General features: G+C 69.9%; 25 protein-coding genes and 1 tRNA gene. 6 read left to right on the forward strand and 20 right to left on the reverse strand.

The features are described from left to right. Position 1 precedes the first annotated feature (1 nt). Entirely contained in the window at positions 2-781 is a 780-nt protein-coding gene (locus tag D9V36_RS26510; protein ID WP_129295955.1) for a response regulator transcription factor, read from the forward strand. Between the two features lie 165 nt (positions 782-946). Here D9V36_RS26510 and D9V36_RS26515 read toward each other — a convergent pair whose 3' ends face one another. The 3 genes from D9V36_RS26515 to D9V36_RS26525 form a co-directional block, all read right to left on the reverse strand. Beyond that, the gene (locus D9V36_RS26515; RefSeq protein WP_129295956.1) at positions 947-2,971 is read right to left on the reverse strand and encodes a beta-galactosidase; all 2,025 of its coding nucleotides are present in this window, start codon (positions 2,969-2,971) and stop codon (positions 947-949) included. An 81-nt stretch (positions 2,972-3,052) separates the two neighbouring features. Beyond that, complete coding sequence (locus tag D9V36_RS26520) at positions 3,053-3,847, reverse strand: SDR family NAD(P)-dependent oxidoreductase (RefSeq protein ID WP_129295957.1); 795 nt, start codon at positions 3,845-3,847, stop codon at positions 3,053-3,055. Between the two features lie 227 nt (positions 3,848-4,074). After that, the gene (locus D9V36_RS26525) at positions 4,075-4,572 is read right to left on the reverse strand and encodes a MarR family winged helix-turn-helix transcriptional regulator (protein WP_129295958.1); all 498 of its coding nucleotides are present in this window, start codon (positions 4,570-4,572) and stop codon (positions 4,075-4,077) included. A 165-nt stretch (positions 4,573-4,737) separates the two neighbouring features. Here D9V36_RS26525 and D9V36_RS26530 point away from each other — a divergent pair, with 165 nt between their 5' ends. Beyond that, positions 4,738-5,565 (forward strand): trans-aconitate 2-methyltransferase, encoded by an 828-nt coding sequence (locus tag D9V36_RS26530; protein ID WP_129295959.1) that lies wholly within the window; start codon positions 4,738-4,740, stop codon positions 5,563-5,565. 161 nt (positions 5,566-5,726) lie between these two features. After that, on the forward strand, positions 5,727-6,116 hold the full coding sequence (locus D9V36_RS26535) for a VOC family protein (RefSeq protein WP_129295960.1): 390 nt from the start codon (positions 5,727-5,729) through the stop codon (positions 6,114-6,116). Between the two features lie 174 nt (positions 6,117-6,290). On the opposite strand, the gene D9V36_RS26540 is transcribed toward D9V36_RS26535, so the two are convergent. From D9V36_RS26540 to D9V36_RS26575, 8 genes are all read right to left on the reverse strand, one after another. Further along, positions 6,291-6,923, reverse strand: coding sequence for a hypothetical protein (locus D9V36_RS26540; protein ID WP_129295961.1), 633 nt, complete (start codon positions 6,921-6,923; stop codon positions 6,291-6,293). Positions 6,924-6,937: 14 nt separating this feature from the next. Beyond that, the gene (locus D9V36_RS26545) at positions 6,938-8,071 is read right to left on the reverse strand and encodes a hypothetical protein (RefSeq protein WP_129295962.1); all 1,134 of its coding nucleotides are present in this window, start codon (positions 8,069-8,071) and stop codon (positions 6,938-6,940) included. A 19-nt stretch (positions 8,072-8,090) separates the two neighbouring features. Next, on the reverse strand, positions 8,091-9,353 hold the full coding sequence (locus tag D9V36_RS26550) for a WXG100 family type VII secretion target (RefSeq protein WP_129295963.1): 1,263 nt from the start codon (positions 9,351-9,353) through the stop codon (positions 8,091-8,093). 65 nt (positions 9,354-9,418) lie between these two features. Continuing rightward, positions 9,419-9,709 carry a WXG100 family type VII secretion target gene (locus D9V36_RS26555; RefSeq protein ID WP_176956506.1) on the reverse strand — a complete coding sequence of 97 codons (291 nt, stop codon included), beginning with the start codon at positions 9,707-9,709 and terminating at the stop codon, positions 9,419-9,421. 247 nt (positions 9,710-9,956) lie between these two features. Continuing rightward, complete coding sequence (locus D9V36_RS26560; RefSeq protein ID WP_129295964.1) at positions 9,957-10,598, reverse strand: hypothetical protein; 642 nt, start codon at positions 10,596-10,598, stop codon at positions 9,957-9,959. Between the two features lie 195 nt (positions 10,599-10,793). After that, on the reverse strand, positions 10,794-11,432 hold the full coding sequence (locus tag D9V36_RS26565) for a hypothetical protein (protein ID WP_129295965.1): 639 nt from the start codon (positions 11,430-11,432) through the stop codon (positions 10,794-10,796). 234 nt (positions 11,433-11,666) lie between these two features. Further along, positions 11,667-12,350, reverse strand: a complete 684-nt coding sequence (locus tag D9V36_RS26570; protein WP_042156353.1) for a TetR/AcrR family transcriptional regulator — start codon at positions 12,348-12,350, stop codon at positions 11,667-11,669. A 21-nt stretch (positions 12,351-12,371) separates the two neighbouring features. Beyond that, the gene (locus D9V36_RS26575) at positions 12,372-13,385 is read right to left on the reverse strand and encodes an acyl-CoA desaturase (protein ID WP_129295966.1); all 1,014 of its coding nucleotides are present in this window, start codon (positions 13,383-13,385) and stop codon (positions 12,372-12,374) included. A gap of 333 nt (positions 13,386-13,718) precedes the next feature. Here D9V36_RS26575 and ppc point away from each other — a divergent pair, with 333 nt between their 5' ends. Next, a complete protein-coding gene (ppc, locus tag D9V36_RS26580) occupies positions 13,719-16,451 on the forward strand; it encodes a phosphoenolpyruvate carboxylase (RefSeq protein ID WP_129298707.1) in 2,733 nt (910 codons plus the stop codon). Between the two features lie 102 nt (positions 16,452-16,553). On the opposite strand, the gene D9V36_RS26585 is transcribed toward ppc, so the two are convergent. The 7 genes from D9V36_RS26585 to D9V36_RS26615 form a co-directional block, all read right to left on the reverse strand. Further along, positions 16,554-17,078 carry a hypothetical protein gene (locus tag D9V36_RS26585; protein ID WP_129295967.1) on the reverse strand — a complete coding sequence of 175 codons (525 nt, stop codon included), beginning with the start codon at positions 17,076-17,078 and terminating at the stop codon, positions 16,554-16,556. Between the two features lie 100 nt (positions 17,079-17,178). Further along, positions 17,179-17,766 (reverse strand): aminoacyl-tRNA hydrolase, encoded by a 588-nt coding sequence (gene pth, locus D9V36_RS26590; RefSeq protein ID WP_129295968.1) that lies wholly within the window; start codon positions 17,764-17,766, stop codon positions 17,179-17,181. A gap of 144 nt (positions 17,767-17,910) precedes the next feature. Continuing rightward, positions 17,911-18,504, reverse strand: a complete 594-nt coding sequence (locus tag D9V36_RS26595; RefSeq protein WP_129295969.1) for a 50S ribosomal protein L25/general stress protein Ctc — start codon at positions 18,502-18,504, stop codon at positions 17,911-17,913. A 207-nt stretch (positions 18,505-18,711) separates the two neighbouring features. After that, positions 18,712-19,686: a ribose-phosphate diphosphokinase gene (locus D9V36_RS26600; RefSeq protein ID WP_069567314.1), complete on the reverse strand. Its 975-nt coding sequence runs from the start codon at positions 19,684-19,686 to the stop codon at positions 18,712-18,714. A gap of 73 nt (positions 19,687-19,759) precedes the next feature. Continuing rightward, the gene (gene glmU, locus D9V36_RS26605; RefSeq protein WP_129295970.1) at positions 19,760-21,217 is read right to left on the reverse strand and encodes a bifunctional UDP-N-acetylglucosamine diphosphorylase/glucosamine-1-phosphate N-acetyltransferase GlmU; all 1,458 of its coding nucleotides are present in this window, start codon (positions 21,215-21,217) and stop codon (positions 19,760-19,762) included. Positions 21,218-21,350: 133 nt separating this feature from the next. Further along, a tRNA-Gln gene (locus tag D9V36_RS26610) sits at positions 21,351-21,421 on the reverse strand. 27 nt (positions 21,422-21,448) lie between these two features. Further along, positions 21,449-22,309 carry a hypothetical protein gene (locus D9V36_RS26615; protein WP_129295971.1) on the reverse strand — a complete coding sequence of 287 codons (861 nt, stop codon included), beginning with the start codon at positions 22,307-22,309 and terminating at the stop codon, positions 21,449-21,451. A gap of 156 nt (positions 22,310-22,465) precedes the next feature. On the opposite strand from D9V36_RS26615, the gene D9V36_RS26620 reads away from it, so the two are divergent. After that, positions 22,466-23,986 (forward strand): sensor histidine kinase, encoded by a 1,521-nt coding sequence (locus tag D9V36_RS26620; protein ID WP_129295972.1) that lies wholly within the window; start codon positions 22,466-22,468, stop codon positions 23,984-23,986. A 555-nt stretch (positions 23,987-24,541) separates the two neighbouring features. Here the strand turns inward: D9V36_RS26620 and D9V36_RS26625 are convergent. Both D9V36_RS26625 and D9V36_RS26630 read right to left on the reverse strand, forming a co-directional pair. Next, positions 24,542-25,090 (reverse strand): SUKH-3 domain-containing protein, encoded by a 549-nt coding sequence (locus D9V36_RS26625; RefSeq protein ID WP_129295973.1) that lies wholly within the window; start codon positions 25,088-25,090, stop codon positions 24,542-24,544. Positions 25,091-25,098: 8 nt separating this feature from the next. Next, entirely contained in the window at positions 25,099-25,638 is a 540-nt protein-coding gene (locus D9V36_RS26630) for a YwqJ-related putative deaminase (RefSeq protein ID WP_129295974.1), read from the reverse strand. Between the two features lie 320 nt (positions 25,639-25,958). On the opposite strand from D9V36_RS26630, the gene D9V36_RS26635 reads away from it, so the two are divergent. After that, on the forward strand, positions 25,959-26,966 hold the full coding sequence (locus D9V36_RS26635) for an SMI1/KNR4 family protein (protein ID WP_129295975.1): 1,008 nt from the start codon (positions 25,959-25,961) through the stop codon (positions 26,964-26,966). Positions 26,967-26,974 lie beyond the last annotated feature (8 nt).

A 26,974-nucleotide genomic window follows, 5' to 3' on the forward strand; every position in this document is an offset into this window, starting at 1 on the left:
TGTGCAACGCATCCGGGTTCTGGTGGTCGACGACCACCGCATCTTCGCCGAATCCCTGGCGGCCGCGCTCGCCGCGGAACAGGACGTGGACGTAGCGGCCGCGGGCAGCGCCCCCGCGGCGCTGCGCAATCTGGACCGGGCGGTCACCGACGGCCGCCGGTTCGACGTGCTGCTCGCCGACGCGGACCTCGCCGCGCCGCTGCTCGCGGTGCCCGCGCAGGGCGCGCCGCGCGACGCGGTGCCGCGCGCCGTGCCGCGGGACGGCATCGCGCTGGTCTCCGGCCTGCGCACCAGCCATCCGTATCTGCGCACCGTCGTGCTCGCCGACCGCGACGACCCGCGCCGCGCGGCCGCCGCGCTGCAGGCCGGCGCCTCCGGCTGGGTCGCCAAGGACTGCTCGCTCTCCCGGCTGCTCGCCGTCATCCGCGGCGTGCTGCGCGACGAGACGCATCTGCCGCCCGCGCTGCTGACCGGTGTGCTGCGGGAGCTGACGGCGGCCCGCAAGCACCGCTCCGAGAGCGAACGGCTGGTGGAGTCGCTGACCCCGCGCGAGCGCGAGGTGCTGCGCTGCATGGTGGCGGGGCTGGGCCGCAAGGCGGTCGCCGAGCGGCTGTTCCTCTCGCCGCACACGGTCCGTACCCATATGCAGAACGTGCTGGGCAAGCTCGGGGTGCACTCCACCCTCGCGGCCGTCGCGCTGGCCCGCCGGGCCGGGGTCGGCCCGGTCGAACTGGAGGCGGCGGCCGCGGCGGCGGCGTCGGCGTCGGTGCCGGTGCCGTGAGGGGGTGCGGGCTGTAGTTGCCGGTGCCGTGAGGGGGTGCGGGCTGTAGTTGCCGGGGCCGCAGGGGGCGTGCGAGGGGGTGCGTGGGCCTGAGACCCCGCGCGCGAGCGCGGGAGCATCACAGGAGCGCCGCCCGTGCGCAGGACCACCGCCCTGCGCGCCGTCCTACGCGCCGGGCTCGGTCAGTACGGCCACGCCCCGGGGCCCCAGCCTGACCCGGTCGACGACCCCGGTACCGGCCCCGCCCTCGCCCTCGCCCGCCCCGTCCACCCCCGCCAGCGCATCCCGCATCGGCCCCGGCAGCACGGCCTCCACGTCCCCGGCCCCGTGGTTGAGCAGGAAGAGATACCGTCCGCCGGCACCCTCGCGGACGGTGGCCTGGACGCCCTTCGGCAGCCCCGGCAGTACGGGCGTGACCCCGGCCGCCGCCCGTACGCCGTCCAGCAGGGCCCGCATCGGCGCCGCACCGAGCCGGGTGCCCACGTACCAGACCGTGCCCCGCCCGTAGGCGTGCCGGGTCACCGCGGGCCGCCCGGCGAGCTCCCCGTCCGTGAAGCGGGCGACCGCCTCGGCCCCTTCGAGGTCGATGACCTCCGACCACAGATCCGCCCGCCCCGTGCACGCCCCGCCGTCGACGCCCACCGACCGGCCCTCGTCCAGCGGCCAGAACTCCTCCACCCGCAGCCCCAGCAGCTCCCGCAGCACCCCCGGATATCCGCCGGGGTGCACCCGGTCGTGCGCGTCGACGATCCCGGAGAAGAACGACACCAGCAGGTGCCCACCGTCCCGCACATAGGCGGTCAGGCGCGCGGCGTTGTCCGCGGTGAGCAGATACAGATTGGGCGCCACGACCAGCCGGTAGCCGGACAGGTCGCGCTGCGGCGGGACCACATCGCAGGCCACGCCCGCCTCGAACAGCGGCCGGTAGTGATCCAGCGCGATCCGGGAGTGGTCCAGCGCGCTCGACGGCCTGGAGTCCAGCTCCAGCGCCCACCAGCTGTGCCAGTCCGCCAGCAGCGCCACCGCGGCCCGTGACCGGGTCCCCTCGATGCCCGGCAGCGACCCCAGCTCCCGCCCCAGATCCGCCACTTCGCGGAAGACACGGGTGCCGGTCCCGCCGTGCGGCAGCATCGCCGAGTGGAACTTCTCCGCGCCGCCCAGCGATTGCCGCCACTGGAAGTACAGCACCGCGTCCGCGCCCTGCGCGACGGCCTGCCAGCTCCACAGCCGCATCGCGCCGGGCGGCTTGGGGCCGTTGCGGGGGCGCCAGTTGACCGCGCCCGGTGCCTGCTCCAGCAGCATCCAGGGCTGCCCGGAGCGCGCCGAGCGCATCAGGTCGAAGACATAGCCGGCCCGGATGTGGTCGTCGGGCGCGTACGGGTCCTGGTAGAAGTCCAGCGCCATCGCGTCCATGTGCGCGGACCAGGCGAAGGCGTCGACGGGCTTGTGCTGCGGCATCAGATTGGTGGTGACCGGAATGGCGGGGGTGTGGCGCTCCAGCACCGCCTTTTCGGCCAGATAGCAGGCGCGCAGGGCCGCGTCGCCGAAGCGCAGGTAGTCCAGCTGCTGGGCGGGGTTGGGGAAGGTGGGCGCGGAGCGCGGCGGCAGCACCTCGTCGAAGTCGCCGTAGGACTGCGACCAGAAGGCCGTCGACCAGGCGGAGTTGAGCGCGTCGATGTCCCCGTAGCGTGCGCGCAGCCAGCGCCGGAAGTCGTCGGCCGACACCTCGCAGTAGCACTGGCGGGTGTGGCACCCGTATTCGTTGCCGATGTGCCACATGGCCAGCGCCGGGTGGCCGGCGTAACGGGCGGCGAGCTGTTTGACCAGGCGCAGGGCGTGTGCCCGGTAGACGGGGCTGGAGGGGCAGTAGTGCTGCCGCGCGCCGGGCCAGCGGCGCCGGCCGTCGGCGTCCTCGGGCAGGATCTCGGGGTGTGCGTGGGAGAGCCACGGCGGGGGCGAGGCGGTCATGGTGGCCAGACAGACGGCGATCCCGGCGCCCGCCAGCCCGTCCATGACACGGTCGAACCAGCCGAAGTCCCAGGCCCCGGGCCGGGGTTCGACCCTGGCCCAGGAGAAGATCCCGGCGGTGACCATGGTGACACGGGCCGCCTTCATCAGCTTCAGATCCTCGGCCCACACCTCCTCGGGCCACTGCTCGGGGTTGTAGTCGCCGCCGAAATGGATGCCCATGGATCCCCCTACGGGTCGAACGGATCCCCCTACGGGGCGAAGGCCCGGGCGGGCGTCGCGGCCCGCCCCGGTGAGGCCGGCTCACGAAGAGCTCTTGTACACGCTCCAGCCCCCGTCGACGACGAGGCTCGCGCCCGTGACGAAGGACGCCTCGGGGGAGAGCAGGAAGGCGATGGCGGCGGCGACCTCCTCGGGCCGACCCAGCCGTCGCGCCGCCGTCTGCGCGGCGGCGGCCCGCCGCTCCTCCTCGCCGATGCCGTCCCAGGCCGCCGTCAGTACGGGGCCGGGCAGCACGCTGTTGACCCGGACCTCCGGCCCGTATTCGACGGCCAGTTGGCGCCCCAGACCGGTCAGCCCGGCCTTGGCCGCGGCGTACGCGGGCCGCCCCGGCAGCCCGATCAGCGCATGCACCGACGAGGTCAGCACCACCGTGCCATGGCGCGTCCGCAGATCCTCCAGGGCGGTGCGCACGCCGAGGAAGGAGCCGGTGAGATTGACCGCGAGCTGCCGGTCCCAGTCCGTGAGCGGGGTCTGTCCCGCGGACGCCACATACGGCAGGAAGGCGTTGCTGACCAGCCCGTCCACCGGTCCGTAGCGCCGCCGTGCCGCCTCGACCGCCCGCCGCCAGTCGTCCTCGTCCGCCACATCGCAGTGCTCGTACGAGGCATGGCCGCCGGCCGCCCGGATCCGCCGTGCGGTGTGTTCGCCGCGCGCGTCGTCGATGTCCAGCAGCAGCACGCCGGCCCCCTCGGCCGCCAGCCGGTCGGCGGTGGCCGCCCCGATCCCGGCGGCGGCACCGGTCACCAGGACCGTACGGCCCTCGAACCGCTTGCCGTACGGGCCGTTCGCCGGGTGCGATGCGCGCTGCTGGCTCATGGCGCGATCCAAGCCCACGGGACGAGCGGCGGGCAAGGGGACAGGGGAGGAGAGGGGGGAGCAGAGGGGCGCGTGCAGATTTAGGGGGCGCACGTGAGTCGCATGCGCTCCACCAAAAAAAGTGCGGTGCGCGCCGGTCCCTGAGCGCCTGTGCGCGCGGACTCAGCCCTGACCTACTCCGGAATCCTGACCTGCTCCGGAATGTTGGCCTCCCCCGGAAAGCCGGCCTATCCCGGAATGTTGTCGAACGGCCCGGTCAACCGCCGCAGCAGACCGGCCAGTTCGCCACGCTGCTGGTGGGAGAGCTCGGCGAGGATCGCACGCTCCTGTATCAGCAGCCCGGCCAGCGACTGGTCGGCCCGGTCGCGGCCCTCGGCCGTCAGCCTGACCAGCACTCCGCGCCGGTCGCTCGGGTCGGGCAGGCGCTCGACCAGGTTCTTCTTGGCGAGCCGGTCGATGCGGTTGGTCATCGTCCCCGAGGTGACCAGGGTCTGGGTCAGCAGCGCCCCGGGGGAGAGCTGATACGGCGCCCCGGCGCGCCGCAGCGCGGTGAGTACGTCGAACTCCCAGGGCTCCAGGCCCACCTCGGAAAAGGCGATACGGCGGGCCCGGTCAAGGTGCCTGGCCAGCCTGGAGACACGGCTGAGGACCTCAAGCGGTTCCACGTCGAGGTCCGGGCGCTCGCGGCGCCATGCTGCGACCAGTCGATCGACCTCGTCCTCCATGACGATCAGTGTAGAGGGTCTGTCGACATGAAGTCTCTTGACGTCGAGATATATTTCGCTGGACTATGGGGCATCGTCGGCGGGGGCTCGGTTTCCAGCCGAGACGGCCCGAATCCGACCGTGCCAGCCTTGTATCAGCCCTGCATCGGCAAAGGGGTTTCGATCATGCACGACGCACCCATCTGGGATCCGCAGCAATACCTCCGCCACTCCGGGCACCGTACCCGCCCCTTCCACGACCTGCTCGCCCGGATACCCGACCTGCCCCGGCCGGACCGCCCCGCCCGCATCGCCGACCTCGGCTGCGGTCCAGGAAACGTCACCGCCGTGCTTGCCGCACGCTGGCCCGACGCCCATATCACCGGATACGACAACTCCCCGGAGATGCTCAAGGAAGCCGAGGCCCACGCCGGCCCCACCGCGGGCGGCGGCCACCTCGACTTCGCCCCCGCCGACGCCGCCGACTGGGCCCCCGAGGAGACCTACGACCTGATCGTGTCCAATGCGGCGCTGCAGTGGGTCCCCAACCACCCCGATTCCTTCGCCCGTTGGATCGACGCCCTCGTCCCCGGCGGCACGTTCGCCTTCCAGGTCCCCGGCAACTTCACCTCGCCCAGCCACGCCCTCCTCGGCGAGCTGTGCGACGCCCCCCAGTGGCGCGAACGGCTCACCCTGCACGGCCGCCGCTTCGTCCACATCCTCGAACCGGCCGATTATCTGGAGCGCCTTACCGACCTCGGCTGTGCCACCGACGTATGGGAAACCACCTACGTCCAGCTCCTGAAGGGCGATGACCCGGTCCTCGACTGGGTCAAGGGCACCGCCCTGCGCCCCGTCCTGACCGCCCTGGAAAACGACCCGGCCGCCCGCGACGCCTTCCTCGCCGAATACCGCGACGCCCTCCGCAAGGCCTACCCCACCGGCCCCCACGGCACCGTCTTCCCCTTCCGCCGCATCTTCGCCGTCGCCCGGAAGCCGGTGGCGGGGTGTTAGCCGCCGCCCCCCGCCGACCCCTACCGGCCCTTGCGGACCAGCTGATCCCGCGGACCCGCTGCCCCTCATCCGCGAATCCGCTGACGCCCGGGGCCGTCCGTCCGTAACGTCCCGTCACGTAGCGATTCATCCCGACTCATCCCCCCAGAGGTGCATACGCCGTGATCACCGGCCTCGACCACATCCAGCTCGCCGCGCCCCCCGGCACCGAAGACGCCCTGCGCGCCTACTACGCGGACCTCCTCGACATGACGGAGACCCCCAAGCCGCCGGCGCTCGCGGCCCGCGGAGGATGCTGGTTCGAGGCCGGTACGGCCCGGCTCCACCTGGGCATCGAGGCGGACTTCCGCCCCTCGAAGAAGGCCCACCCCGGAATCCGCGTCCACGGCATCGACACCCTCGCCGCCCGCCTTTCCGCCGCCGGCGCCACCGTCACCTGGGACGATCACCTGCCGGGCCACCGGCGTTTCTACTCGGCCGACCCGGTGGGCAACCGACTGGAATTCCTGGAGCCGGTGGGGGCGGTTACGGAATGGGATCCTTGTAAGTGAGCGTTCCGGGAAACAGCGCCAGGAACTCCTTGTCCTGGGGGACCATCAACGTCCCCCAGGAGCCGTCGGCGAACCCGAACTGGAACTCCTTCCGCCCGCCGGAGCGGTGACGCGTCCAGGCCAGTCCAGGCCGGTACGGGGAAACAGGCGCCCGACGGCTCCACGATTGCAGGGCTAAGGGATGGGGTCCCGCTTGCCGAGGGTGTGCGGGAAGTACTTCGCGCATTCGTCTGTGCCGGGGCCGAACAGCGTCCCCCACGAGCCGTCGGTGAAACCCAGCTGCACGTCGTGGTCGTGGGCGCCGGTCAGACGGGTCCAGGAAAGGCAGTCGCGGCGGAAAGCCGGACCCAGTTCGATCGCCTCGTCCAGTTTCCCGTTCCAGCGGTTGTACTGCGCGTACACGAAGTGGAAATTTCTTTCGGTGAGCGCGACCGCGGTGACGACGCCCACCTTGGCCCGCGGCTGAGCTGCCGCCAGCCACTGGCCGGCCATACTGTCCCAGCCGCCGAAGAACGACTTCTTCCGCTTCTGCGCCTTCGCCCTCTTGGCAGGATCCGTCACCCTGTCGAACTGACTGGGCGACGAAACGTCGGCGATCAGGAACCGGAAGATGAATTCCCCGAACTTACCCAGGAAGTCTTTCGAACTCGGCCGTCCGTCGGCCAGTACGACTGGCCGTCGCTTATGCGGCACGTCACAGCTATCCGTACCGCTGGCAAATGGTGAGCGCGTTGTGGTGAACCCGCCCAGATAGACCTCGCCCGCGGGCAGTACCGCGGGGATTTTCTGCTCCAGATCAGCTCGCATGCTCTCAGCTCCTCTCAGCCGAACAGGGAATCAGGCGCCGCTGTGGCGCGGTGACACGGGGCGGTCACCACGGCGGTGAATGTGCCGGCTTCGATGTCCACAGACGCGGTGAACGCATAACCGGCCGATTGCTCAGGCACATCGTCCCCGGCACATACGCGGACGCGATTCCCGGAGCTTTCCGTCTCTGTCTGCCATCCTCGCGCCGTGAAAGAGGCGACGATCCTCGGAAGTGCGTGCGTGAGATCGCCGTTCATCACGCTGCCGATGGACCAGCCGTGCCGTGCCGAGCAGGCGGACCGTAGGCCCTTGGCCCAGCACTGGGCGCAGGTCACGGAGGTGACCTGCCCACCGCCCATGCTCCCGTGCAGTGCCACGGCATCTATCAGTCGGCTGGAGTGCCAATACGGTTCCTGCTTCACGCCGTCCGTCGGCTCGACCGTGGCCGGGGAGCTCTGCCGCATGGCCCGATAGTCCTCGACCTCTTGGTCGGTACCCCAGTCGATGGTTTTGAGGATCTCGGCGAAGAGTTCGGAGTGCAGGTCCCAGTCCTCGCTGGAAGGGGAGTCGAGTGCGAAGATCAGCATCTCGCGCGTGCCGGGCAACGGGATGTACACCTGGATCTGTGACTGCTGGACCGCCACTTCCTGGCCCGTGGGCGACCACTGTGCGGAGATGATGAAGCCTGATGCGCCGATGCGGCTGAGCGCGGGCCCGCAGGGCAGTTCCACGCGCTGGTATTCATCGTCGGGGTGGGTCCGTTCCAGTGTCTCCTGCATGGTGCGCAGGAGTTCCTCGTCGTCGTCGCTCTCGTGCTCGATCTGGCTGACGATGATGGTGGAACCGCTCGGACGGCCCTCCACTTCGAGGAAACACAGCCCGGCGTAGATGACATTGGCCTCCAACATCAGGTCCATCTGCGACCCGAGCGCCAGCGCGAAACGAAACCGGTCCTCGTCCGACCGATCCGCCATCAGATCGGTGACCAGCGTGTACAACTGCTCCGCACCGGTCTCGTAGTCCGGCGCGTCCACGGGTAGTTCCCGTACGAACGGCGGCATGATCCAGCCGATGTTCAGCCGGGCCCGCTTCGGCGCTGGGGGCGGAACGGCGGCGGCCTCTTCGACGGGGGCGGACGGATACGACACTTTGCGTTCCTCTCAGCCCTCAGGCGGCCAGCGTCTGATGGAACTTGGCGCCGGACGGGCCCGGCGCCTGGGTCTTTGTTTCGCCGCCGTCGGCGAGGTGGTGATAGGCGCCATTGAGGGTGGAGCGCGTCTTGAGGAGCAACTGGGTGTGGGCTCCCGGCAGTTCTTTCCCGGTCAACGTCTTGGAGACCCAGTTCATCCCCTTCTGGCCGAGGCCGTCAGAGAACGCCTCAGCCATGCCCGATGGGGTATTCCTGGCGATGTTCCCCGCCTTGAGGGCCTTGCCTGCCCCCGCCAGCTTTCCACCGAGCTGGGCGCCGGCTTCGCCGGCCGCACCCCAGCCGGCCTTCGCCGACTTGATCGCCCCACCGAAGCCCGGGACGATGCCGAGGGCATCGAGCCCGACCTTCCACATCGATGTGCCGTTGCCCCGTGCATTGCCGATCCAGTGGCCCGCCATGGCGCCCGCCGCGAACACTGCGGAAGCGCCGCCGAGTACGGTGCCCACCGCCGTGCCGACACCCGGGATGATCTGACATGCCAGAGCGGCAGCCGCCAGGCCGGACGAGATGGTCGACAGCAGATCCGCGTTCTCGACCAGCCAGTCCGTGAAGGCCCGGAAGCCGGCCTTGAGGCCGTCGATCGCCCTGTTCCACCAGTGGAGGTCCGGCGGGTGGTTCTCCGACGCCTTGAGAATCGCGCGCTCCGCCTCGCCGGCGCGGTCCTTCCACTGGGCGTAGATGCGCTCGGCCTCGCGGACGAGGTCGTCCAGCTTGTCCTGGGAGTTGTCGACCTTGTGCGTGGCCGTGTCGATATCGGCGAGGAGCTGCTTGAACCCGGGGTCCTCCGGGTCCACAGTCATCAGATTGAGGCCGTCGTACCGCTTTTTCAGGCGGTCGTAGTGCTCCCGGTTGGCCGTCACGTCCTTGCGGGTCGCCGCGGCCTCCGACTCGATCTTTTCGGCCTTGTGCTGAAATCCCTGCAGATGGGTGTGCCAGCCCCGCAGAGCCTTGGCGCAGTCGTGCATCGATTCGCTGCCCTGGTGAAGGTACTTGGGAAGTTCGCCGAGCTTCTTCGCGAAGTTCTGCGCCGCTTCACCTTCCCATGCGCCGTCGCTCTTGCCGATCGACTTGAGCATATGGTCGAGCTCGTCGAGCTGGTCGCCGACGGACTTCACATCCGAAGCGAGGGCCTGGATCTGGTCCAGATCTCCCTTGGCCGGATTGAACTTGACGCCGGGCCAGGCCGAGTCGTCATCGATGAATATGCTGCGCCAGGACATGCGTCTCCCCGTGTGATCAAACTTTGCTTCGGCATCGCGTTGAGCCGATCAGGCTGCGCCGGCGGTTACTTCTTGCCCATCATCTTGGCGTTCTCTTCTTCGCCTGCCTTATAGGCGTCCAGCGTCAGCTTGAGCTTCTCGTGAATCTCCTTCGCGGCACCCGCGATCCGCTTGATGCCGTCACCCCACTGATCCTGGAACTCGTCACAGGCGTCGTCGAGACCATCGGTGCCCAGAGTCTTCGGGCCCACCTTGTTGAGCCGGTGCTGCGCGTCCCGCATGCGGTCGTCCGCATCCGCGAGCTTCTTGAGCATCGCCTGGATGCGCTCGACATCTATTTTGAAGTCTGTTGCCACAGCGCGATTCCCCCATCGCTCAGCTATTTCTTGGGTGCGACGATCCCTGATCGGCACATTTGCTCACCGTACCGTGACCGCCCGACAGGGTGAAAGTACAGGGTTAAAGGAGGGGTAATGTGCAGCAAGGTGGCATGGAAAAGAGGCATGAAGAAATAAACTATAGGCTATGCCGGATATGTCGCCAGATGTCGAGTGCCTGCATGGCGGCGATCCGTGAAATGGAGAGCGGCGCCCAGGCCTGGTGCTACGCGCCGTACAGCACTGCCTGCGCATAGATGAGGTTCGCGTCCAGCAGTCCGGTATCTGCGCGGTATCGGCCGGACTTGAAGTCGAGGGCGGGCTTCCGTGGCCTGTCGCCGGATCGCGTGCGCCAGTGGGCGCGGCGGGGCTTGTCCCAAAGCCACCAGCTCGAATGCGTACCGCCGTTGAGGAGATCCAGCAACGCAAGAATGACCCAGAAGGGCGAGAATGCCCAATAGGTGATCCAGCCGCGGATATTCCCCTTGTAGGCGGTCACGCTGTACTGCCTTCCCGCGTCCTCGATGCGCCACGCCTGACGGATTCCTCGGGGGGAACGTTCGTGGGTCACCTGGCCGATGAATCGGCCGTATCCGTCATGCACTGTATAGATGGTCTGCCGGTCGGTGGCGCCGGCTTGAGGGGCGATGGTGCACAGGGAATGCGCAGGCTCTGCCGCGGTCGTCAGCGTGAAGGCCGGCTGTTGCTCGGAACTGGTGAGGTGGTGATGAACCCGGGCCAGCGACGGGCCGGGGGCCATCTTCCCGGTCCGTCCCGGGTGCAGGATGCCCCATGCCGCACACCCCGGCAACGCGGAGAACTCCTTCGCAGCGTCGTTCCGTGTGATGCCGAACGCGACCTCGGACATTGCTCACTCCGTCATTCCTGATTCGATTTGCCTCGTCCCGTGGGAGTCTCACCCTCGCGTACCCGGGGGCTGTCCCACGTTTCCCCTTGGGCGTGGCATCTGGCGACGGCCCATCAGCGTGCCGGACGGCGGTCAAGGGGGGAGTTTCGCCGGGCTCAGCGCCGTCGCGGCACGCCCTTCGGAGCTCTATCGGCGCTATGCGCCGTACAGCGCGGCCTGCGCATAGAGGAGATGCACATTCAGCAGGCCGGGGTCGGCGCGGTAGCGGCCGGTGTTGAAATCGAGGGGGGCCTTCCCCGGGCCGCCGTCGGTCCGCGTGCGCCAGCGGGCGCGGTACGGCTTGCCCCACAGCCAAGAGCCCGGACGCAGTTCGCCGTTGAGGAGGTGGATCAGCGCCAGGACGACCCAGAGCGGCGAGAACGCCCAAAAAGCGATCCAGCCGCGGATATTCCCCTTGTAGGCGACCGCGCTGCACCGCCTGCCCGTGTCCTCGATGCGCCACGCCTGGCGAATTCCCAGCGGGGAACGCTCGTGAACGATCCGGCCGATGAGGTGGCCGCTTCCGTCCCGCACCGCATAAGCGGTCTGCGAGCCGGCGGCGACGGCCTCGGGGGCGACGGTGCACAGGGTGTGGGCCGGGTCCGTCGGCGAGGTGAGGGCGAAGGCCGGCTCGTGGTCGTCACTTCCGGCCCGGCGGTGCATCAGGGCCAGCGGTGATGCGGCGGCAATCCGCCCGTTTCCCGTCTGGAGAGCACCCCATGCCTCGTGCCCGGGAAGCGCGGTGAACTGCTGCGCGAACTCTGCCCGGGAAAGGCAGAACGTTATTTCGGTCATTCGGCTTGCTGCTCCAGCTCCGGCGCGCCTTGTTCGCAGAGGTCTCACCTCGCGTACCCGGGTCACCGTCCGGTGGTTCCTGGTGAGGCGCGGTACGTGACGACGGCCGACCAGTGTGTCAGACGATGATCACCAGGGACGCCGCGACCGGCGGCTCCCCACCCGCGAATCCCCGCCGGGCGACTCCCGACCGAGGAGCCCTGCCCCCGCCCGGGCCCCGCCCCCTCCCACCCCTCAGTTCTTCCGATGCCCTATCAACCGCGGCTTCGCCTCCAGGTTGCCCAGGCCGTGCCAGGCCAGGTTCACCAGATGGGCCGCGACCTCGGCCTTCTTCGGCTTGCGGGTGTCCACCCACCACTGGCCGGTCAGCGCGACCATGCCGACCAGGGCCTGGGCGTAGAGCGGGGCCAGCTTCGGGTCGAAGCCGCGGGCCTTGAATTCCAGGCCCAGGATGTCCTCGACCTGAGTGGCGATATCGCTGATCAGGGAGGCGAAGGTGCCCGTGGACTGGGCCACCGGGGAATCGCGGACCAGGATGCGGAAGCCGTCGGTGAAGGTCTCGATGTAGTCGAGCAGCGCGAACGCCGCCTGTTCGAGGAGTTCGCGGGGGTGGCCGGCGGTCAGTGCGCCGGTCACCATGTCCAGCAGCTGCCGCATCTCGCGGTCCACGACCACCGCGTACAGGCCTTCCTTGCCCCCGAAGTGCTCGTAGACCACCGGCTTGGAGACCCCGGCCTTCGCCGCGATCTCCTCCACCGAGGTGCCCTCGTAGCCCCGCTCGGCAAAGAGCGTGCGACCGATGTCCAGCAGCTGCTCCCGGCGCTCCGCACCGGTCATCCGGACCCGGCGGGCCCGCCGCGTCCCCGCGGAGGAAGACTTGCCTTTGTTGCCGCTGGTACTGCTGTCGTCGATCGCCACCCGTCAATGATGCCTTCCCCGCTACCGCCGGGCGGCACCCCCGGCGGCCTTCTCCGCGCGTCGCGCGTCCAGCCGGGACGCGTCCGGCCACCGGACGTCATAGGCCCAGCCCGCCTTCTCGAACCAGCGGATCAGCCGGGCGCTGGAATCCAGCTGCCCCTTCATCACCCCGTGCCGGGCACAGGTGGGGTCCGCGTGGTGCAGGTTGTGCCAGGACTCACCGCAGGACAGGACGGCCAGCCACCAGACGTTGCCCGAGCGGTCGCGGGACTTGAAAGGGCGCTTGCCCACCGCATGGCAGATGGAGTTGATCGACCAGGTGACGTGGTGCAGCAGCGCGACGCGGACCAGGGAACCCCAGAAGAACGCGGTCAGCGCGCCCTGCCAGGACCAGGTCACCAGACCGCCCACCAGCGGCGGGATCAGCAGCGAGACCGTCGTCCACAGGACGAACTGGCGGGAGACCGTACGGATCGCATCGTCCCTGATCAGGTCCGGTGCGAACTTCTGCTGCGGGGTCTGCTCCTCGTCGAACATCCAGCCGATGTGCGCCCACCACAGGCCCTTCATCAGGGCCGGCACCGTCTCGCCGAAGCGCCACGGGGAGTGCGGGTCGCCTTCGGCGTCGGAGAACTTGTGGTGCTTGCGGTGGTCCGCCACCCAGCGCACCAGCGGCCCCTCCACCGCCAGCGAGCCCATGATCGCCAGCGCGATCCGCAGCGGCCGCTTCGCCTTGAACGAGCCGTGCGTGAAGTAGCGGTGGAAGCCGATCGTGATGCCGTGGCAGCCGATGTAGTACATCGCCACCATCAGCCCCAGATCCAGCCAGCTCACCCCCCAGCCCCAGGCCAGCGGGACCGCGGCGACCAGCGCCACGAACGGGACGGTGATGAAGAGCAGCAGCGTGATCTGCTCGATCGACCTGCGCTGCTCGCCACCCAGCGTCGCGGACGCCGCCGCGGCGGCGGCATCCGGGCCGGCGGAGGAACCGGCAGGAATCGGGGGATCTTCTACGGCTTCGGAACCAGCGGTCATGGTGTCCCTCGTCGGGGGCTCGGGGGCACGGCTACGGCTACGGAACCGTAACCTACGGTCTCGTAAGTATGGCAGTGCCGCCGTCACGGGCAAGGCCGTGACAGGCGCCACACCCACCCCCTGTGACGCATCTGCCCACCCAGCGGACGGTGTGATCTGCTGACGCTGGGCAGACCTATCCTGGGGACGTCGGACAGCGCGGTCCGCAACCCGCCCGCATCAGACCTGCCCACCCGTCGCCCGCCGGCACCTCTCCCATGAGCCGCGGTGCGACGCCCCTGATCGCTGCAAGGAGCCGCACCAGTGAGCAGTGCCGACAACACTCCAGCCGAGATCGCGCCCCTCGAGAGCCTCGACCCCGGCCCGAGTGACAACATCGCCCTGCGCGCCGACATCCGCCGTCTCGGCGACCTCCTCGGCGAAACCCTCGTCCGCCAGGAGGGCCCCGAGCTCCTCGACCTCGTCGAGCGGGTCCGCGCCCTGACCCGCTCCGACGGTGAGGCCGCCGCCCGGCTCCTGGGCGACACCGACCTGGCCACCGCCGCCAAGCTGGTGCGGGCCTTCTCCACGTACTTCCACCTCGCCAACGTCACCGAGCAGGTGCACCGCGGCCGGGAGCTCGGCGCCCGGCGCGCCGCCGAGGGCAGCATCCTCGCCCGCACCGCCGACATGCTCAAGGACGCCGACCCCGAGCACCTGAAGGCCACCGCCCGCAACCTCGGAGTGCGCCCGGTCTTCACCGCGCACCCCACCGAGGCCGCCCGGCGCTCCGTCCTCACCAAGCTCCGCAAGGTCGCCGAGCTGCTGGACAGCCCCGACGCCGAGCGCCGCCGCGCAGACCTCCGCCTGGCCGAGAACATCGACCTCATCTGGCAGACCGACGAGCTGCGCGTCGCCCGCCCGGAGCCCACCGACGAGGCCCGCAACGCCATCTACTACCTCGACGAGCTGGGCCGCGGCGCCGTCGGCGACGTCCTCGAAGACCTCGCCGCCGAGCTGGAGCGGGCCGGCACCGAGCTGCCCGCCGGCACCCGCCCGCTCACCTTCGGCACCTGGATCGGCGGCGACCGCGACGGCAACCCCAACGTCACCCCGCAGGTCACCTGGGACGTCCTGCTCCTCCAGCACGAGCACGGCATCACCGACGCCCTGGAGCACGTCGACGAACTGCGCGGCGCGCTGTCCAACTCCATCCGCAACTGCGGCGCCACCGAGGAGCTGCTGGAATCCCTCCAGCACGACCTCGACCTCCTCCCCGAGATCAGCCCCCGCTACAAGCGGCTGAACAGCGAGGAGCCCTACCGCCTCAAGGCGACCTGCATCCGGCAGAAGCTCGTCAACACCCGCGAGCGGCTGGCCGGCGACACCCCGCACGTCCCCGGCCGCGACTACCTCGGCACCGCGGAACTCCTCGACGACCTGGCCCTCATCCAGACCTCGCTGCGCGAACACCGCGGCGGCCTGGTCGCCGACGGCCGCCTGGAGCGCACCCTGCGCACCATCGCCGCCTTCGGCCTGCAGCTCGCCACCATGGACGTCCGCGAGCACGCCGACGCCCACCACCACGCCCTCGGCCAGCTCTTCGACCGCCTCGGCGAGGAATCCTGGCGCTATGCGGACATGCCGCGCGACTACCGCCGCAAGCTCCTCGCCAAGGAACTGCGCTCCCGCCGCCCGTTGGCCCCCACCCCGGCCCCGCTCGACGAGGCCGGCGCCAAGACCCTCGGCGTCTTCCGCACCATCGGCAAGGCCAAGGAGACCTTCGGCCCCGAGGTCGTCGAGTCCTACATCATCTCCATGTGCGCAGGCTCCGACGACGTCTTCGCCGCCGCCGTCCTCGCCCGCGAGGCCGGACTGATCGACCTGCACGCCGGCTGGGCCAAGGTCGGCATCGTGCCGCTCCTGGAGACCACCGACGAGCTGAAGATCGCCGACCAGTTGCTCGACGAGATGCTCGCCGACCCCTCCTACCGGCGCCTGGTCGCCCTGCGCGGCGACGTCCAGGAGGTCATGCTCGGCTACTCCGACTCCTCCAAGTTCGGCGGCATCACCACCTCCCAGTGGGAGATCCACCGAGCTCAGCGCCTGCTGCGCGACGTCGCCCACCGGCACGGCGTACGGCTGCGCCTCTTCCACGGCCGCGGCGGCACCGTCGGCCGCGGCGGCGGCCCCTCCCACGACGCGATCCTCGCCCAGCCCTACGGCACCCTCGAAGGCGAGATCAAGGTCACCGAACAGGGCGAGGTCATCTCCGACAAGTACCTGGTGCCATCGCTGGCCCGGGAGAACCTGGAACTGACGGTCGCCGCCACCCTCCAGGCCTCCGCCCTGCACACCGCCCCCCGGCAGTCCGACGAGGCCCTGGCCCGCTGGGACGCCGCCATGGAGACCGTCTCCGAGGCGGCCCACGGCTCCTACCGGCGCCTGGTCGAGGACCCCGACCTGCCCGCGTACTTCTTCGCCTCCACGCCCGTCGACCAGCTCGCCGAGCTCCACCTCGGCTCGCGCCCCTCGCGCCGCCCCGACTCCGGCGCCGGCCTCGACGGACTGCGCGCCATCCCGTGGGTCTTCGGCTGGACCCAGTCCCGCCAGATCGTCCCCGGCTGGTACGGCGTCGGCACCGGCCTCAAGGCCGCCAGGGAAGCCGGACTCGACAGCGTCCTGGACGAGATGTCCGAACACTGGCACTTCTTCCGCAACTTCCTGTCCAACGTCACCATGACGCTGGCCAAGACCGACCTGCGGATCGCCCAGCACTACGTCGACACCCTCGTGCCCGACGAGCTCAAGCACGTCTTCGACGTCATCAAGGCCGAGCACGAGCTCACCGTCGCCGAGGTCCTGCGGGTCACCGGGGAGAAGACCCTCCTCGACTCCAACCCGGTCCTCAAGCAGACCTTCCACATCCGCGACGCCTACCTCGACCCGATCTCCTACCTCCAGGTCTCGCTGCTGGACCGCCAGCGCAGCGCCGCCGAGCGCGGCGAGGAGCCGGACCCGGTCCTCGCCCGCGCCCTGCTGCTCACCGTCAACGGCGTCGCCGCCGGACTGCGCAACACCGGCTGACACCACCCGGAACGGCATACGGCGGCGGGCCGCCCTCTCCACCGAGAGGGCGGCCCGCCGCCGTCGTACTGCCCACAGCCCTACTGCCTACAGCTCTACCGCCTACAGTGCGGCGAACGCCGCGCCCAACAACACCGCGCCCAACAACCCCATCACCCACGCCGTACGCCGCAGCCGCATCCCCCCGGCCACCACCAGCGCCGCCAGCAGCAGCGACCCCGCGAACGGCACCCAGGCATGCAGGATCCCGGCCGCCCCGGTCCGCACCGCACGCGCCGTCCCCGGCTCGACCGTCACCTCGACCCGCTCGCCCTCGCCGCCCGCCGCCGCCTGCGCGATCGTCACCTTCGACCGCGGCCGGCCGTCGCCCCCCGTCGGCACATACGGGCCGGTGCACCGCTCCGCCGCACACGCCGACACCGTCATCATTCCGCGCTCCCGCGCCTTGACGAGCATCGCGTACTGCGCCGTGTGCCATGACGTCCACACCCCCGCCACCAGCAACAGCAGCGCCAGCAGACCCATCACCCCGGTCCTGGCCAGCAGCAGCGCACCGTAAGCGCTCTCACCGACCCGCCGGGTACGACTCCGTCTGACCGCTTTGGTACGCGTACTGCTTCTGGGCATGGCGGCGATCCTTGGCCATAACCCGCACCCGGTCAACCTCCGACAACGGTTCGTCAGAGCCTGACCCCCGCTGTCCCCTTCAGGAGCTGTACGCGCTCTTTCAGGAGTTGTACGTACTCTGCGCCCGTTCCAGGCCGTCCACGATCAGCGTCTCCACCGCATCCGCCGCACGGTCCACGAAATAATCCAGCTCGCGCCGCTCCGCCGACGAGAAATCCTTCAGCACGAAATCCGCGACCTGCATACGGCCCGGCGGACGCCCGATCCCGAACCGCACCCGGTGATACTCCGCACTCAGCGATTTCGTGATCGACTTCAGGCCGTTGTGACCGTTGTCACCGCCACCCAGCTTCAGCCGCAACGCACCGTAATCGATATCCAACTCATCATGAATCGCAATGATGTTGCCGACCGGCACCTTGTAGAAATCCCGCAATGCCGTCGTCGGCCCACCCGACAGATTCATGAAGGACAACGGCTTCGCCACCACGACCCGGCGACTCGACGGACCCGGCGCACCACAACGCCCCTCCACCACCTGCGCCCGCGCCTTGTGCGCCTTGAAACGGCCCCCCATCCGCTCCGCCAGCAAATCCGCCACCATGAAACCCACATTGTGGCGATTACGCGCATACTCCGGGCCCGGATTACCCAGCCCCACCACCAGCCACGGATCAGCGTCCGTCATCTCAGCCACTCCCACATCCGCCGGCAACCCCGCACCGGCCCCGACCGCAACTGCCCATGAAACAGGCCAACCGCCACCCCGCGCCCCAAGGCGCGCGGCAGCGGCTGGACCACTCGCCGGGAAAATCCCTCAGCGAAAAACGGCTCAGGCCTCGGCGCCTTCGCCCTCACCCTCGGCGGCCTCCTCGGCCGGAGCCTCGGCCTGCGCCGCGACAACCTGCAGCACGACCGCGTCGTCCTCGACGGACAGCGCGGAACCCGACGGCAGGGCAATGTCCTTGGCCAGCACCGAGGCGCCCGCCTCCAGGCCCTGGACGGACACCGTGACCGACTCGGGGATGTGGGTGGCCTCGGCCTCGATCGGCAGCGCGTTCAGCACGTGCTCCAGAACGTGCTGGCCCGGCGCCAGGTCGCCCTCGACGTGGATCGGGACCTCGACGGAGACCTTCTCGCCCTTCTTCACGGCCAGGAAGTCCACGTGCACCAGGAACTGGCGGATCGCCTCACGCTGCACGGCCTTGGGGATGACCAGCTCGCTCTTGCCGTCGAAGTCCAGACGGATCAGGGCGTTCGGCGTCTTCAGCGCCATCATCAGCGCGTGGTTGTGGATCGCCACGTGCTGCGGCTCGGCACCGTGACCGTAGATGACAGCCGGAACCAGGTCGGCGCGGCGCGCACGGCGGGCGGCACCCTTACCGAAGTCGGTACGAACCTGGGCGGCGAGCTTGACCTCAGCCATAACGGCACTCCTCGTATCGCAGAAAACATCTGGTGGGCGTTACCCGGCCCACGACAGACCTGCTACGAAGAGCGCGTCGATAACGGACAGCCACCACAAAAGGGCGGCCTCCCTCGCCGAGCAACTCGATGAGTCTACCCGGCCGGAAGGCCGCCCCAAAGTCGATCAGCCCCGGACTACCTCACAGGCCTGCCCGGGAGCCGGCGCTCACTGCTCCTCGAAGAGGCTCGTCACCGAGCCGTCCTCGAACACCTCACGGATCGCGCGGGCGATCGTCGGCGCCATCGACAGCACCGTGATCTTGTCCAGCTCCAGCTCCGAAGGCGTCGGCAGCGTATTCGTGAACACGAACTCGCTCACCTTCGAATTCTTCAGCCGGTCCGCCGCCGGACCCGACAGCACACCGTGCGTCGCCGTCACGATCACATCGGACGCACCATTCGCGAACAGCGCATCCGCCGCCGCACAGATCGTGCCACCGGTGTCGATCATGTCGTCGACCAGGACACACACCCGGTCCTTCACATCGCCGACGACCTCGTGCACGGTGACCTGGTTCGCCACGTCCTTGTCACGCCGCTTGTGGACGATCGCCAGCGGCGCACCGAGGCGGTCGCACCAGCGGTCCGCGACCCGCACCCGGCCGGCGTCCGGCGACACCACGGTCAGCTTGTCGCGGTCGACCTTCGCGCCCACGTAGTCCGCAAGGACCGGCAGCGCGAAAAGGTGGTCCACCGGACCGTCGAAGAAGCCCATGATCTGGTCCGTGTGCAGATCCACGGTCACCACACGGTCCGCACCCGCGGTCTTCATCAAATCCGCGATCAGCCGCGCCGAAATCGGCTCACGGCCACGGTGCTTCTTGTCCTGCCGCGCATAGCCGTAGAACGGCACGACCACGGTGATGCTCCGGGCCGAGGCCCGCTTGAGCGCATCAATCATGATCAGCTGTTCCATGATCCACTTATTGATCGGAGCCGTGTGGCTCTGAATCAAAAAGCAGTCCGCGCCACGCGCCGACTCCTGATAGCGGACATAGATCTCACCATTGGCGAAGTCGAATGCCTTGGTCGGGACCAGGCCCACACCCAGCTGGTGCGCGACCTCCTCGGCAAGCTCGGGGTGGGCGCGGCCGGAGAAGAGCATCAGCTTCTTCTCGCCGGTCGTCTTGATCCCGGTCACAGCAAATCTCCTCGAATCACAGTTTGCGTGCGCTCAACAAAGGTACGCCCCGCACGGCGCACCTCATGCACGGTCACCGCTCGCCCTCGGATTCCTGGCGAGCGGCCGAAGCCGCCTGCGCGGCGGCGCTTCCGGGCCGCTTGCGCGCGACCCAACCCTCGATATTCCGCTGCTGGCCACGCGCGACCGCCAGCGAACCCGGGGGCACATCCTTGGTGATGACCGAGCCCGCCGCCGTATAAGCGCCGTCCCCGACCGTGACCGGAGCCACAAACATGTTGTCCGACCCCGTCTTGCAATGTGACCCGACCGTCGTGTGGTGTTTTGCCTCACCGTCGTAGTTCACAAAGACACTCGCCGCACCGATATTGGTGAACTCACCGATCGTGGCATCTCCCACATACGAAAGATGCGGCACCTTCGTGCCCTCGCCGATCGACGCGTTCTTCATCTCCACATACGTGCCGGCCTTCGCCTTCGGACCCAGATCCGTCCCCGGCCGCAGATAGGCGTAGGGACCGACACTCGCACCCGCACCGATCCGCGCACCCTCGGCCACCGTGAACGACGCCACCGCGTCCGCGCCCACCGACGTATCCGTCAGCCGGGACTGCGGGCCCACCTCGGCGCCGGTGGCGAGATGCGTGGCGCCCCGCAGCTCCGTGAACGGGTGCACCGTCGCGTCCGGCTCGAACGTCACCGACACGTCCACCCACGTCGACGCCGGATCCACCACCGTCACACCGGCCAGCATCGCCCGCTCCAGCAGGCGGTCGTTCAGCAGCCGCCGGGCCTGCGCCAGCTGCACCCGGTTGTTGATCCCCAGGATCTCCCGGTGGTCGGCGGACACCGCCGCACCGACCCGGTGGCCGGCCTCCCGCACGATCCCCAGCACATCGGTGAGGTACTCCTCGCCCTGGCTGTTGTCCGTACGGACCTTGCCGAGCGCGTCCACCAGGAGCTGCGCGTCGAAGGCGAAGACCCCCGAGTTGATCTCCCGGATCGCCCGCTGCCCGGCCGTGGCGTCCTTGTGCTCCACGATCGCGGTCACCGCGCCGGTGCCCGCCTCGCGCACGATGCGCCCGTAGCCGGTGGCGTCCGGGACCTCGGCGGACAGCACGGTCACGGCATTGCCGTCCGCCGCATGGGTGTCGCCGAGCAGCCGCAGGGTCTCGCCGGTCAGCAGCGGGGTGTCGCCGCAGACGACGATGACGGTGCCGTCGAGGGCGACACCGCTGTTGCTCAGCTCTTCCAGGGCGGTACGGACCGCGTGGCCGGTGCCCTTCTGCTCGTGCTGCACGGCGGTGCGGGCGGCGGGGTCGACCTCGGCCAGATGCGCCTGCACCTGCTCACGGGCATGGCCGACGACCACGACGAGATGCTCGGGATCCAGCTCTCGGGAGGCGGCGACGACATGTCCGACGAGGGAGCGGCCGCAGAGTGCGTGCAGGACCTTGGGGGTCGCCGACTTCATGCGGGTGCCCTCACCCGCTGCGAGAACGACGACGGCTGCCGGGCGGTTGGCGCTCACGGGGATGCCCTTCGGCTTCTTGGCTACTTCGGGTGGTGGTCACCCGAAGGATACCGGTGCGTATAGCAGCCGAAACGCGGGCGGGTCCCGACGTGGTGGTCGGGACCCGGAATTTGCTTCCTCGTAGCCGTTGCTCCCCCACGAGGATTCGAACCTCGACCGACGACACCAAAAGACGTTGTGCTGCCCTTACACCATGGGGGAGGGTATTGTCAAGCGGTCGGCATTCTGCTACGTCGACCGCTCGGCACCACACACTATGCCGTACCACCAGCCTTCAATGCGACGGTATAGGTCGGCGCTTTGCAGGACGCGGATCACCAGGCAGCCGCGATAACCCTCTCCGGTGTTCTTGCGCACGGTCTTGGGGTTGTGCTTCTTGAGCGTGGTCTTCTGGAACGACACGGCATCGACGCCGACGAGTCCGGCCCAGTAGCGCTCGGCTGCCGCCGTGTCGGCGGTCGCGTGGATCATGACCCGGTAGACGATCCGCTCCGGCTCCACGCCGAGCAGCTTCAGCCAGGCCAGGAAGAGCCGGATGACGCCCGGGTCGCTGTTGACGAACTGGACGTGCTCCCGCCGGGCGTACGGCTTGTCCTTGGCGCCCTCGGCCCAGTAGAGGGCGGCTCCGGTGAAGAGGAGCTCCCGGTCCGACAGTTCGCCGACCTCTTGGGTCGCTGCGCTCTTCGTTCGTCGGCGTTCCCTCTCGCGCACCGCCAGCTCGTGCTCCCAGCGCTTTTCGCGGGCGATCCGGGCCTGCTCGGCCGGGGTGCGGCGCGGCGGCGGTTTCGGCAGGTCCCGTACCCACAGTGAGATCGAACTCTTCGAGCAGCCCAGCTCGACCTGGATCTCGTCGTAGGTCCTGCCCTCCTTCCGCAGCTCGCGGGCGCGTTCGCGGAGGTCGTCCTTGGCGTTCGGGCGGTGGGTCCAGTCGGGGGCGGGGGTGCCGTCGAGGAGGCGGTTGAGGATGTCGTTGTTGTGGACGTGGAGGCGGTCGCGGATCTGGCGGCGGCTGAGGCCGGCGCGGCGCAGGGCGACGACCTGGGGGCGTAACGCCTCGTAGTCGGGAGGGTGGCGATGGGTGTTCGACATGGGAACAGGGTGCCGCGGCCATGTGCGCGGAAGGGTCGGAAATGTGGGCGATTCAACTGTTCGAGCGATAACCGGCGGTAAGGGCTGGTAATGGGCCTGGTCTATGACCGGTAACGGGGCGGGGGATCGGGGGCCGGCGCCCGTAGGCTGGGCGGTATGACCGCGACGGGGGCAAGTGAAGGTGTGGGCGCGCGGGGTGCGCCCGTGGAGGGGCCGTGGTGGTGGGCCCGGCGGCGGAGTGCGGTGCTGGATGTGTTTCTGGCGGCGGCTTCCGCGGTGGAGTGTGTGGCGGAAGGCATCGGTTCCGCGCACGAGGCGCAGGTGCCCGCGCTGCTGGGGGTCGTGCTCGGCCTGCTCGCGGGACCGGTGCTGCTGGTGCGCCGGCGGTGGCCCGTGGTGGTGGTGCTGGTCTCGATCGCGGTGATGCCCGCGGAGATGGGCGGGCTGCTGAGCGTGGTGGGGCTGTACACGCTGGCCGCGTCGGATGTGCCGCGCCGGATCACGGCCTTGTTGGCGGGCATGACCGTGGCGGGGACGCTGGTGACGACGTTCCTCAGCCTGCGGGAGGACGTCGCGGCGCAACACGACTTCCATCCGCCGATGTGGTTCGTGCCGTTGATGGCGCTGGCGGTGGGGCTGGTGCTGACGGCGCCGCCGGTGCTGTGGGGGCTGTACATCGCGGCCCGGCGACGGCTGGTGGAGAGCTTGCGGGAGCGGGCGGACGGTCTGGAGCGGGAGCTGTCGCTGCTGGCGGACCGGGCCGAGGAGCGGGCCGAGTGGGCCCGTAACGAGGAGCGGACCCGGATCGCGCGGGAGATGCACGATGTGGTCGCGCACCGGGTGAGTCTGATGGTGGTGCATGCGGCCGCGCTCCAGGCGGTGGCGCTGAAGGATCCGGAGAAGGCCTCGAAGAACGCGGGGCTGGTGGGCGACATGGGGCGCCAGGCGCTGACGGAGTTGCGGGAGATGCTGGGGGTGTTGCGTACGGCCGACGGGGCGGCGGGGCGTGGCGCCGCGGCGTCGGGCGCGCCGGAGCGGCTGGCGGCGGTGGCCTCGCAGGCGGGGGCGAAGGCGACGGGGCAGGCGCGGGCGTCCGAGCCGTCCGCGGACGGGGCGTCGGCGTCGTCCGCGGTGGCCGGTGGCTCCGGTCCCGGGGCGGCGGCGTCGCCGGTGTCCGGGGCGGGGGACGCGGATGCCGAGGGGCCGTGTCTGACGGAGCTGGCGGATCTGGTGGGCCAGTCCCGGGCGGCCGGGATGACGGTCGAGCTGACGGTGGACGGCTCCGTGGAGGAGCCGGCCGCGGAGGACGGGCCCGCGGGGGAGGGGCCTGAGGGGGAGGGGGCGCCGGTCGTGGCCGGGCGCCGGTATGCGGCGCGGGTGGAGCGGACCGTGTACCGCGTGGTGCAGGAAGCGCTCACGAATGTGCACAAGCATGCGCCGGGCGCGCGGGCGCGGGTGCGGCTGGCGCACCGGGACGGCGAGCTCGCCGTGCAGGTGGAGAACGGGCCCTGTGAGGGCGGCGCGGCCGATGCGGGGCTGCCGAGCGGCGGCAACGGCCTGGTGGGGATGCGGGAGCGGGTGACGGCGCTGGGGGGCGTGTTCGTCTCGGGGCCTACGGAGGCGGGGGGCTTCCGGGTCTCCGCGGTGCTCCCGGCCGCAAGGCCGGCCATCGATTGAGCCTTTCGCGTCCGCGGGCTGCTTCCCACGTTGTCGGGTGGCCCCGACGTGGCCCGTCTGTTGTTTCGCCTTCGGCGGGGGTGGGTGTGTGGGGTGGGGTCCCCGGCTGTGTGGTGGGTGGCGGGTTCGGGGCCGTAGGGGTGGGTGTGTGGACTGCTTCGCTTTACGCTCCGCTGCGCTCCGCCTTTGCTCCTTTTTGGACCTTTGGAAGCAAAGCCCGACAACCCACCCCTACGGCCCCGCCCCCTCCCGCCGGTTGTGGGGCTCCACCCCGGTGGGGGTGAAGGAAAAGACAAAGACCAGTAGCTCGGCCCGTGCCACGATGCGGGCCGAGCTACTGGTCTTTAGAACCTTTACCCCCGCCGGGCGGGGGTCGCCGTCCCGGGCGGGAGGTGGTGGGTCGGAGGGGTCTGTGTTGTGGACGTAAAGCGAAGCAGTCCACAACACAGACCCCGGAGGCCCACCACCGGCACCCACCACACAGCGTCAGCGGCCCCCGCCCAAACAACACCCCACCCCCGCCGAAGGCGGGAAAGAACCCGGAGAACCCCGGCGTCAGCCGGACAAGGCGAGCCGACCGGGCCGCGTCCCCAGCACCAGCGTGCCGAGTGCGCTGTCGAGGTCGGGGCCCAGGTACCAGTCGCCGGTGTGGTCGAGGCTGTAGACGCGGCCTTCGGTGTCGATGGCGAGGGTGGCCTGGCCGTAGGTGATGCCGTTGGTGGTGAGTTCTTCGCGGCCGAGGGGGGCCACGTCGGTCTCCAGTGCGCGGCCGAGGTCGCCGAGGGTGCGGGCGAGGTGGAGTCCGTGCAGGGGGTTGATGGCGAACGGGGCGGGGGAGATGTGGCGCCCGGGGCCGGGGCCGGTGATGTGCAGGTCGCCGAATTCGGCCCAGGCCTCGACGGCGGCGGGGAAGACGGTGTGGCGGTGGCCGGCGGGGGAGGTGTGGGCGCGGAGGGTGTCGGCCCAGTGTTCGGCCTGCTGTATGTCCCAGCGGCCGGGTTGCCAGCCGGCTTCCTGGAGGGCGACGTCGACGGCGGCGGGGAAGCGGGTCGAGTCGGCGCGGTCGTGGGCCGGGGTGCGGGGGCCGGGGGTGGTGGGCGGCATGGTGGCGGTCAGCTTCCTGTGGGCGCGGTGCCGCTGATGGGCATGACGCCGAAGTGGGCGAGGAGTGCGTCGCAGGAACGACAGGGCGGTGCGTAACTGCCGTGCTGGGGGTCGCCGTCCTCGCGGATGTGGCGTGCGGTGAGCTTGGAGTGTTTCAGGGAGCGGCGGGCTTCGCCATTGGTGAGGGGTTTGCGGGAGGCACGTTTGCCGCGGTTGCCCTCGACGGCGGTGAGGTGACGGGAGAGCAGGACGGCTTCGGGGCAGCGTCCGGTGAAACGTTCGCGCTGTGCGGTGGCGAGGGCGTCGAGGAAGTCCTGGACCAGCGGGTGCAGCGCGGGGGGCTGTTCGGCCTTGCTCGCAGTGCAGGTGAGGGTTTGTCCGCGTACGGACAATGCGGCGCCGATGGTGGGGAGGATGCCGTCGCGGCGGTGGTGGAGGGCGGGCGCGCGATGGTCGTCGCCGGTGCCGCTCCAGCCGATGCGTGGGTCGCCGGCGGCGGTGCGGGGATCGCCTGCGGCTGACTTGTGGTGGCGTGCGGTGGTGCTCATGGTGGTGCTTTCCCTCCCCGAATCCCCGTGGTACTGGGGGTCTCCCCGCCAAAGGTGGGGGAGGGTCAGCCTGCCAAATGTGCTGGGTGTTGCGGTAGTCGGGCGGCCTGTCGGCGATGTCACGGCGAGCTGACGGGGCGTCGGGCGCGGCGGAACGGGGCTGGTGGGCGGGGTAGTGCGCGGGGGGCTCGGGGGTGGTGTGCCGGTGGGTGACGCCGGTGTGTCGCGGGGCTGACGTGCGGGGCGGGCGGGCGGCGGCGGGTGTTGCGGTACGGCATAGGCTGTGCCCCAAAGCCAGCTTCAGCCAGGGGGCAACCGCGATGACGACAGGTCGGCAAGGGCTGGGGGCACACCCCGGCCCCCAGGTGGTGGGAGGTACCGCCCCACCGAATGCGGCCTATGCCGGACAGGTTGTGCATTTTCCGGACCCGGTCCGCGCCACGCGGTACCCCGCCGGGGTGCGGATGGACGCCCGCGGTTTCCCGGAGTTCTCGCCGTACGCCCGCGCCGCGGCGGAGATCGCCGAGCCGCCGGAGGGTTTCGGCGTCGACGAGCTGCGGCTGACGGACTATGTGTCGGCGAATGCGGCCCTGCACGCGCAGGGGCACGAGCTGTGGATAGATGTGCCGGCCGTGGCGACGCCGCACGGCTGGACCTGGCATCACGTGGCCGGCACCCGGCGGATGGAGCTGATCCCGGTCGAGGTGAAGGCGCTGTTGCGTCATCACGGCGGCCTGGCGACGGCCGCGGTGGCGCACGACCGGCGTGGTACCCGGCCGCTCCAGGAGACCCGGCCGGTGCATTTCGGGCTGCCGCACCGTGATCTGTCGGTGGGTGAGGAGCAGGTGGCGCAGGCCGAGGAGGCGCTGGGCTATCGGCTGCCGGGTGCCTACCGGTCGTTCCTGAAGGCCGCGGGCGGCTGCGCTCCGGTGGGCGCGGCGCTGGACGCCGAGTTGGGGCTGCTGGTCGACCAGCCGTTCTTCACGGTGCGCGACGACGCCGCGGTCAACGACCTGCTCTATGTGAACAAGTGCCTGCGGGATCACTTCACCAAGGACTACCTGGGCGTGGCGTTCGTCCAGGGCGGTGTGGTCGCGGTGAAGGTGCGCGGTGAGGCGCTCGGTTCGGTGTGGTTCTGCCCGTACGACGATGCGCGGGATCAGAACGGCTGGACGGTGCAGGAGCGGGTGGAGCGGCTGCTGTTGCCGTGCGGCGCGGATTTCGATGACTTTCTGCAGCGGCTGGTGGGGAATCCGCCGGAGCTGGACACCGTGGCGAACCTGATGGTCGACGGCGGTTTTGCGTACGCGGTTGCGGTGGGGGGCTGAGCACGGTG

It is taken from the genome of Streptomyces lydicus (genome assembly GCF_004125265.1).
GTDB lineage: Bacteria > Actinomycetota > Actinomycetes > Streptomycetales > Streptomycetaceae > Streptomyces > Streptomyces lydicus_C.

Excerpts from the sequence above, each read along its gene's own strand:
- D9V36_RS26515 (WP_129295956.1), bottom strand. The coding sequence starts at position 2,971 with ATGGGCATCCATTTCGGCGGCGACTACAACCCCGAGCAGTGGCCCGAG.
- D9V36_RS26520 (WP_129295957.1), bottom strand. The coding sequence starts at position 3,847 with ATGAGCCAGCAGCGCGCATCGCACCCGGCGAACGGCCCGTACGGCAAG.
- D9V36_RS26525 (WP_129295958.1), bottom strand. The coding sequence starts at position 4,572 with ATGGAGGACGAGGTCGATCGACTGGTCGCAGCATGGCGCCGCGAGCGC.
- D9V36_RS26530 (WP_129295959.1), top strand. The coding sequence starts at position 4,738 with ATGCACGACGCACCCATCTGGGATCCGCAGCAATACCTCCGCCACTCC.
- D9V36_RS26540 (WP_129295961.1), bottom strand. The coding sequence starts at position 6,923 with ATGCGAGCTGATCTGGAGCAGAAAATCCCCGCGGTACTGCCCGCGGGC.
- D9V36_RS26550 (WP_129295963.1), bottom strand. The coding sequence starts at position 9,353 with ATGTCCTGGCGCAGCATATTCATCGATGACGACTCGGCCTGGCCCGGC.
- D9V36_RS26560 (WP_129295964.1), bottom strand. The coding sequence starts at position 10,598 with ATGTCCGAGGTCGCGTTCGGCATCACACGGAACGACGCTGCGAAGGAG.
- D9V36_RS26565 (WP_129295965.1), bottom strand. The coding sequence starts at position 11,432 with ATGACCGAAATAACGTTCTGCCTTTCCCGGGCAGAGTTCGCGCAGCAG.
- D9V36_RS26575 (WP_129295966.1), bottom strand. The coding sequence starts at position 13,385 with ATGACCGCTGGTTCCGAAGCCGTAGAAGATCCCCCGATTCCTGCCGGT.
- D9V36_RS26585 (WP_129295967.1), bottom strand. The coding sequence starts at position 17,078 with ATGCCCAGAAGCAGTACGCGTACCAAAGCGGTCAGACGGAGTCGTACC.
- pth (WP_129295968.1), bottom strand. The coding sequence starts at position 17,766 with ATGACGGACGCTGATCCGTGGCTGGTGGTGGGGCTGGGTAATCCGGGC.
- D9V36_RS26595 (WP_129295969.1), bottom strand. The coding sequence starts at position 18,504 with ATGGCTGAGGTCAAGCTCGCCGCCCAGGTTCGTACCGACTTCGGTAAG.
- D9V36_RS26615 (WP_129295971.1), bottom strand. The coding sequence starts at position 22,309 with ATGTCGAACACCCATCGCCACCCTCCCGACTACGAGGCGTTACGCCCC.
- D9V36_RS26620 (WP_129295972.1), top strand. The coding sequence starts at position 22,466 with ATGACCGCGACGGGGGCAAGTGAAGGTGTGGGCGCGCGGGGTGCGCCC.
- D9V36_RS26625 (WP_129295973.1), bottom strand. The coding sequence starts at position 25,090 with ATGCCGCCCACCACCCCCGGCCCCCGCACCCCGGCCCACGACCGCGCC.
- D9V36_RS26630 (WP_129295974.1), bottom strand. The coding sequence starts at position 25,638 with ATGAGCACCACCGCACGCCACCACAAGTCAGCCGCAGGCGATCCCCGC.
- D9V36_RS26635 (WP_129295975.1), top strand. The coding sequence starts at position 25,959 with ATGACGACAGGTCGGCAAGGGCTGGGGGCACACCCCGGCCCCCAGGTG.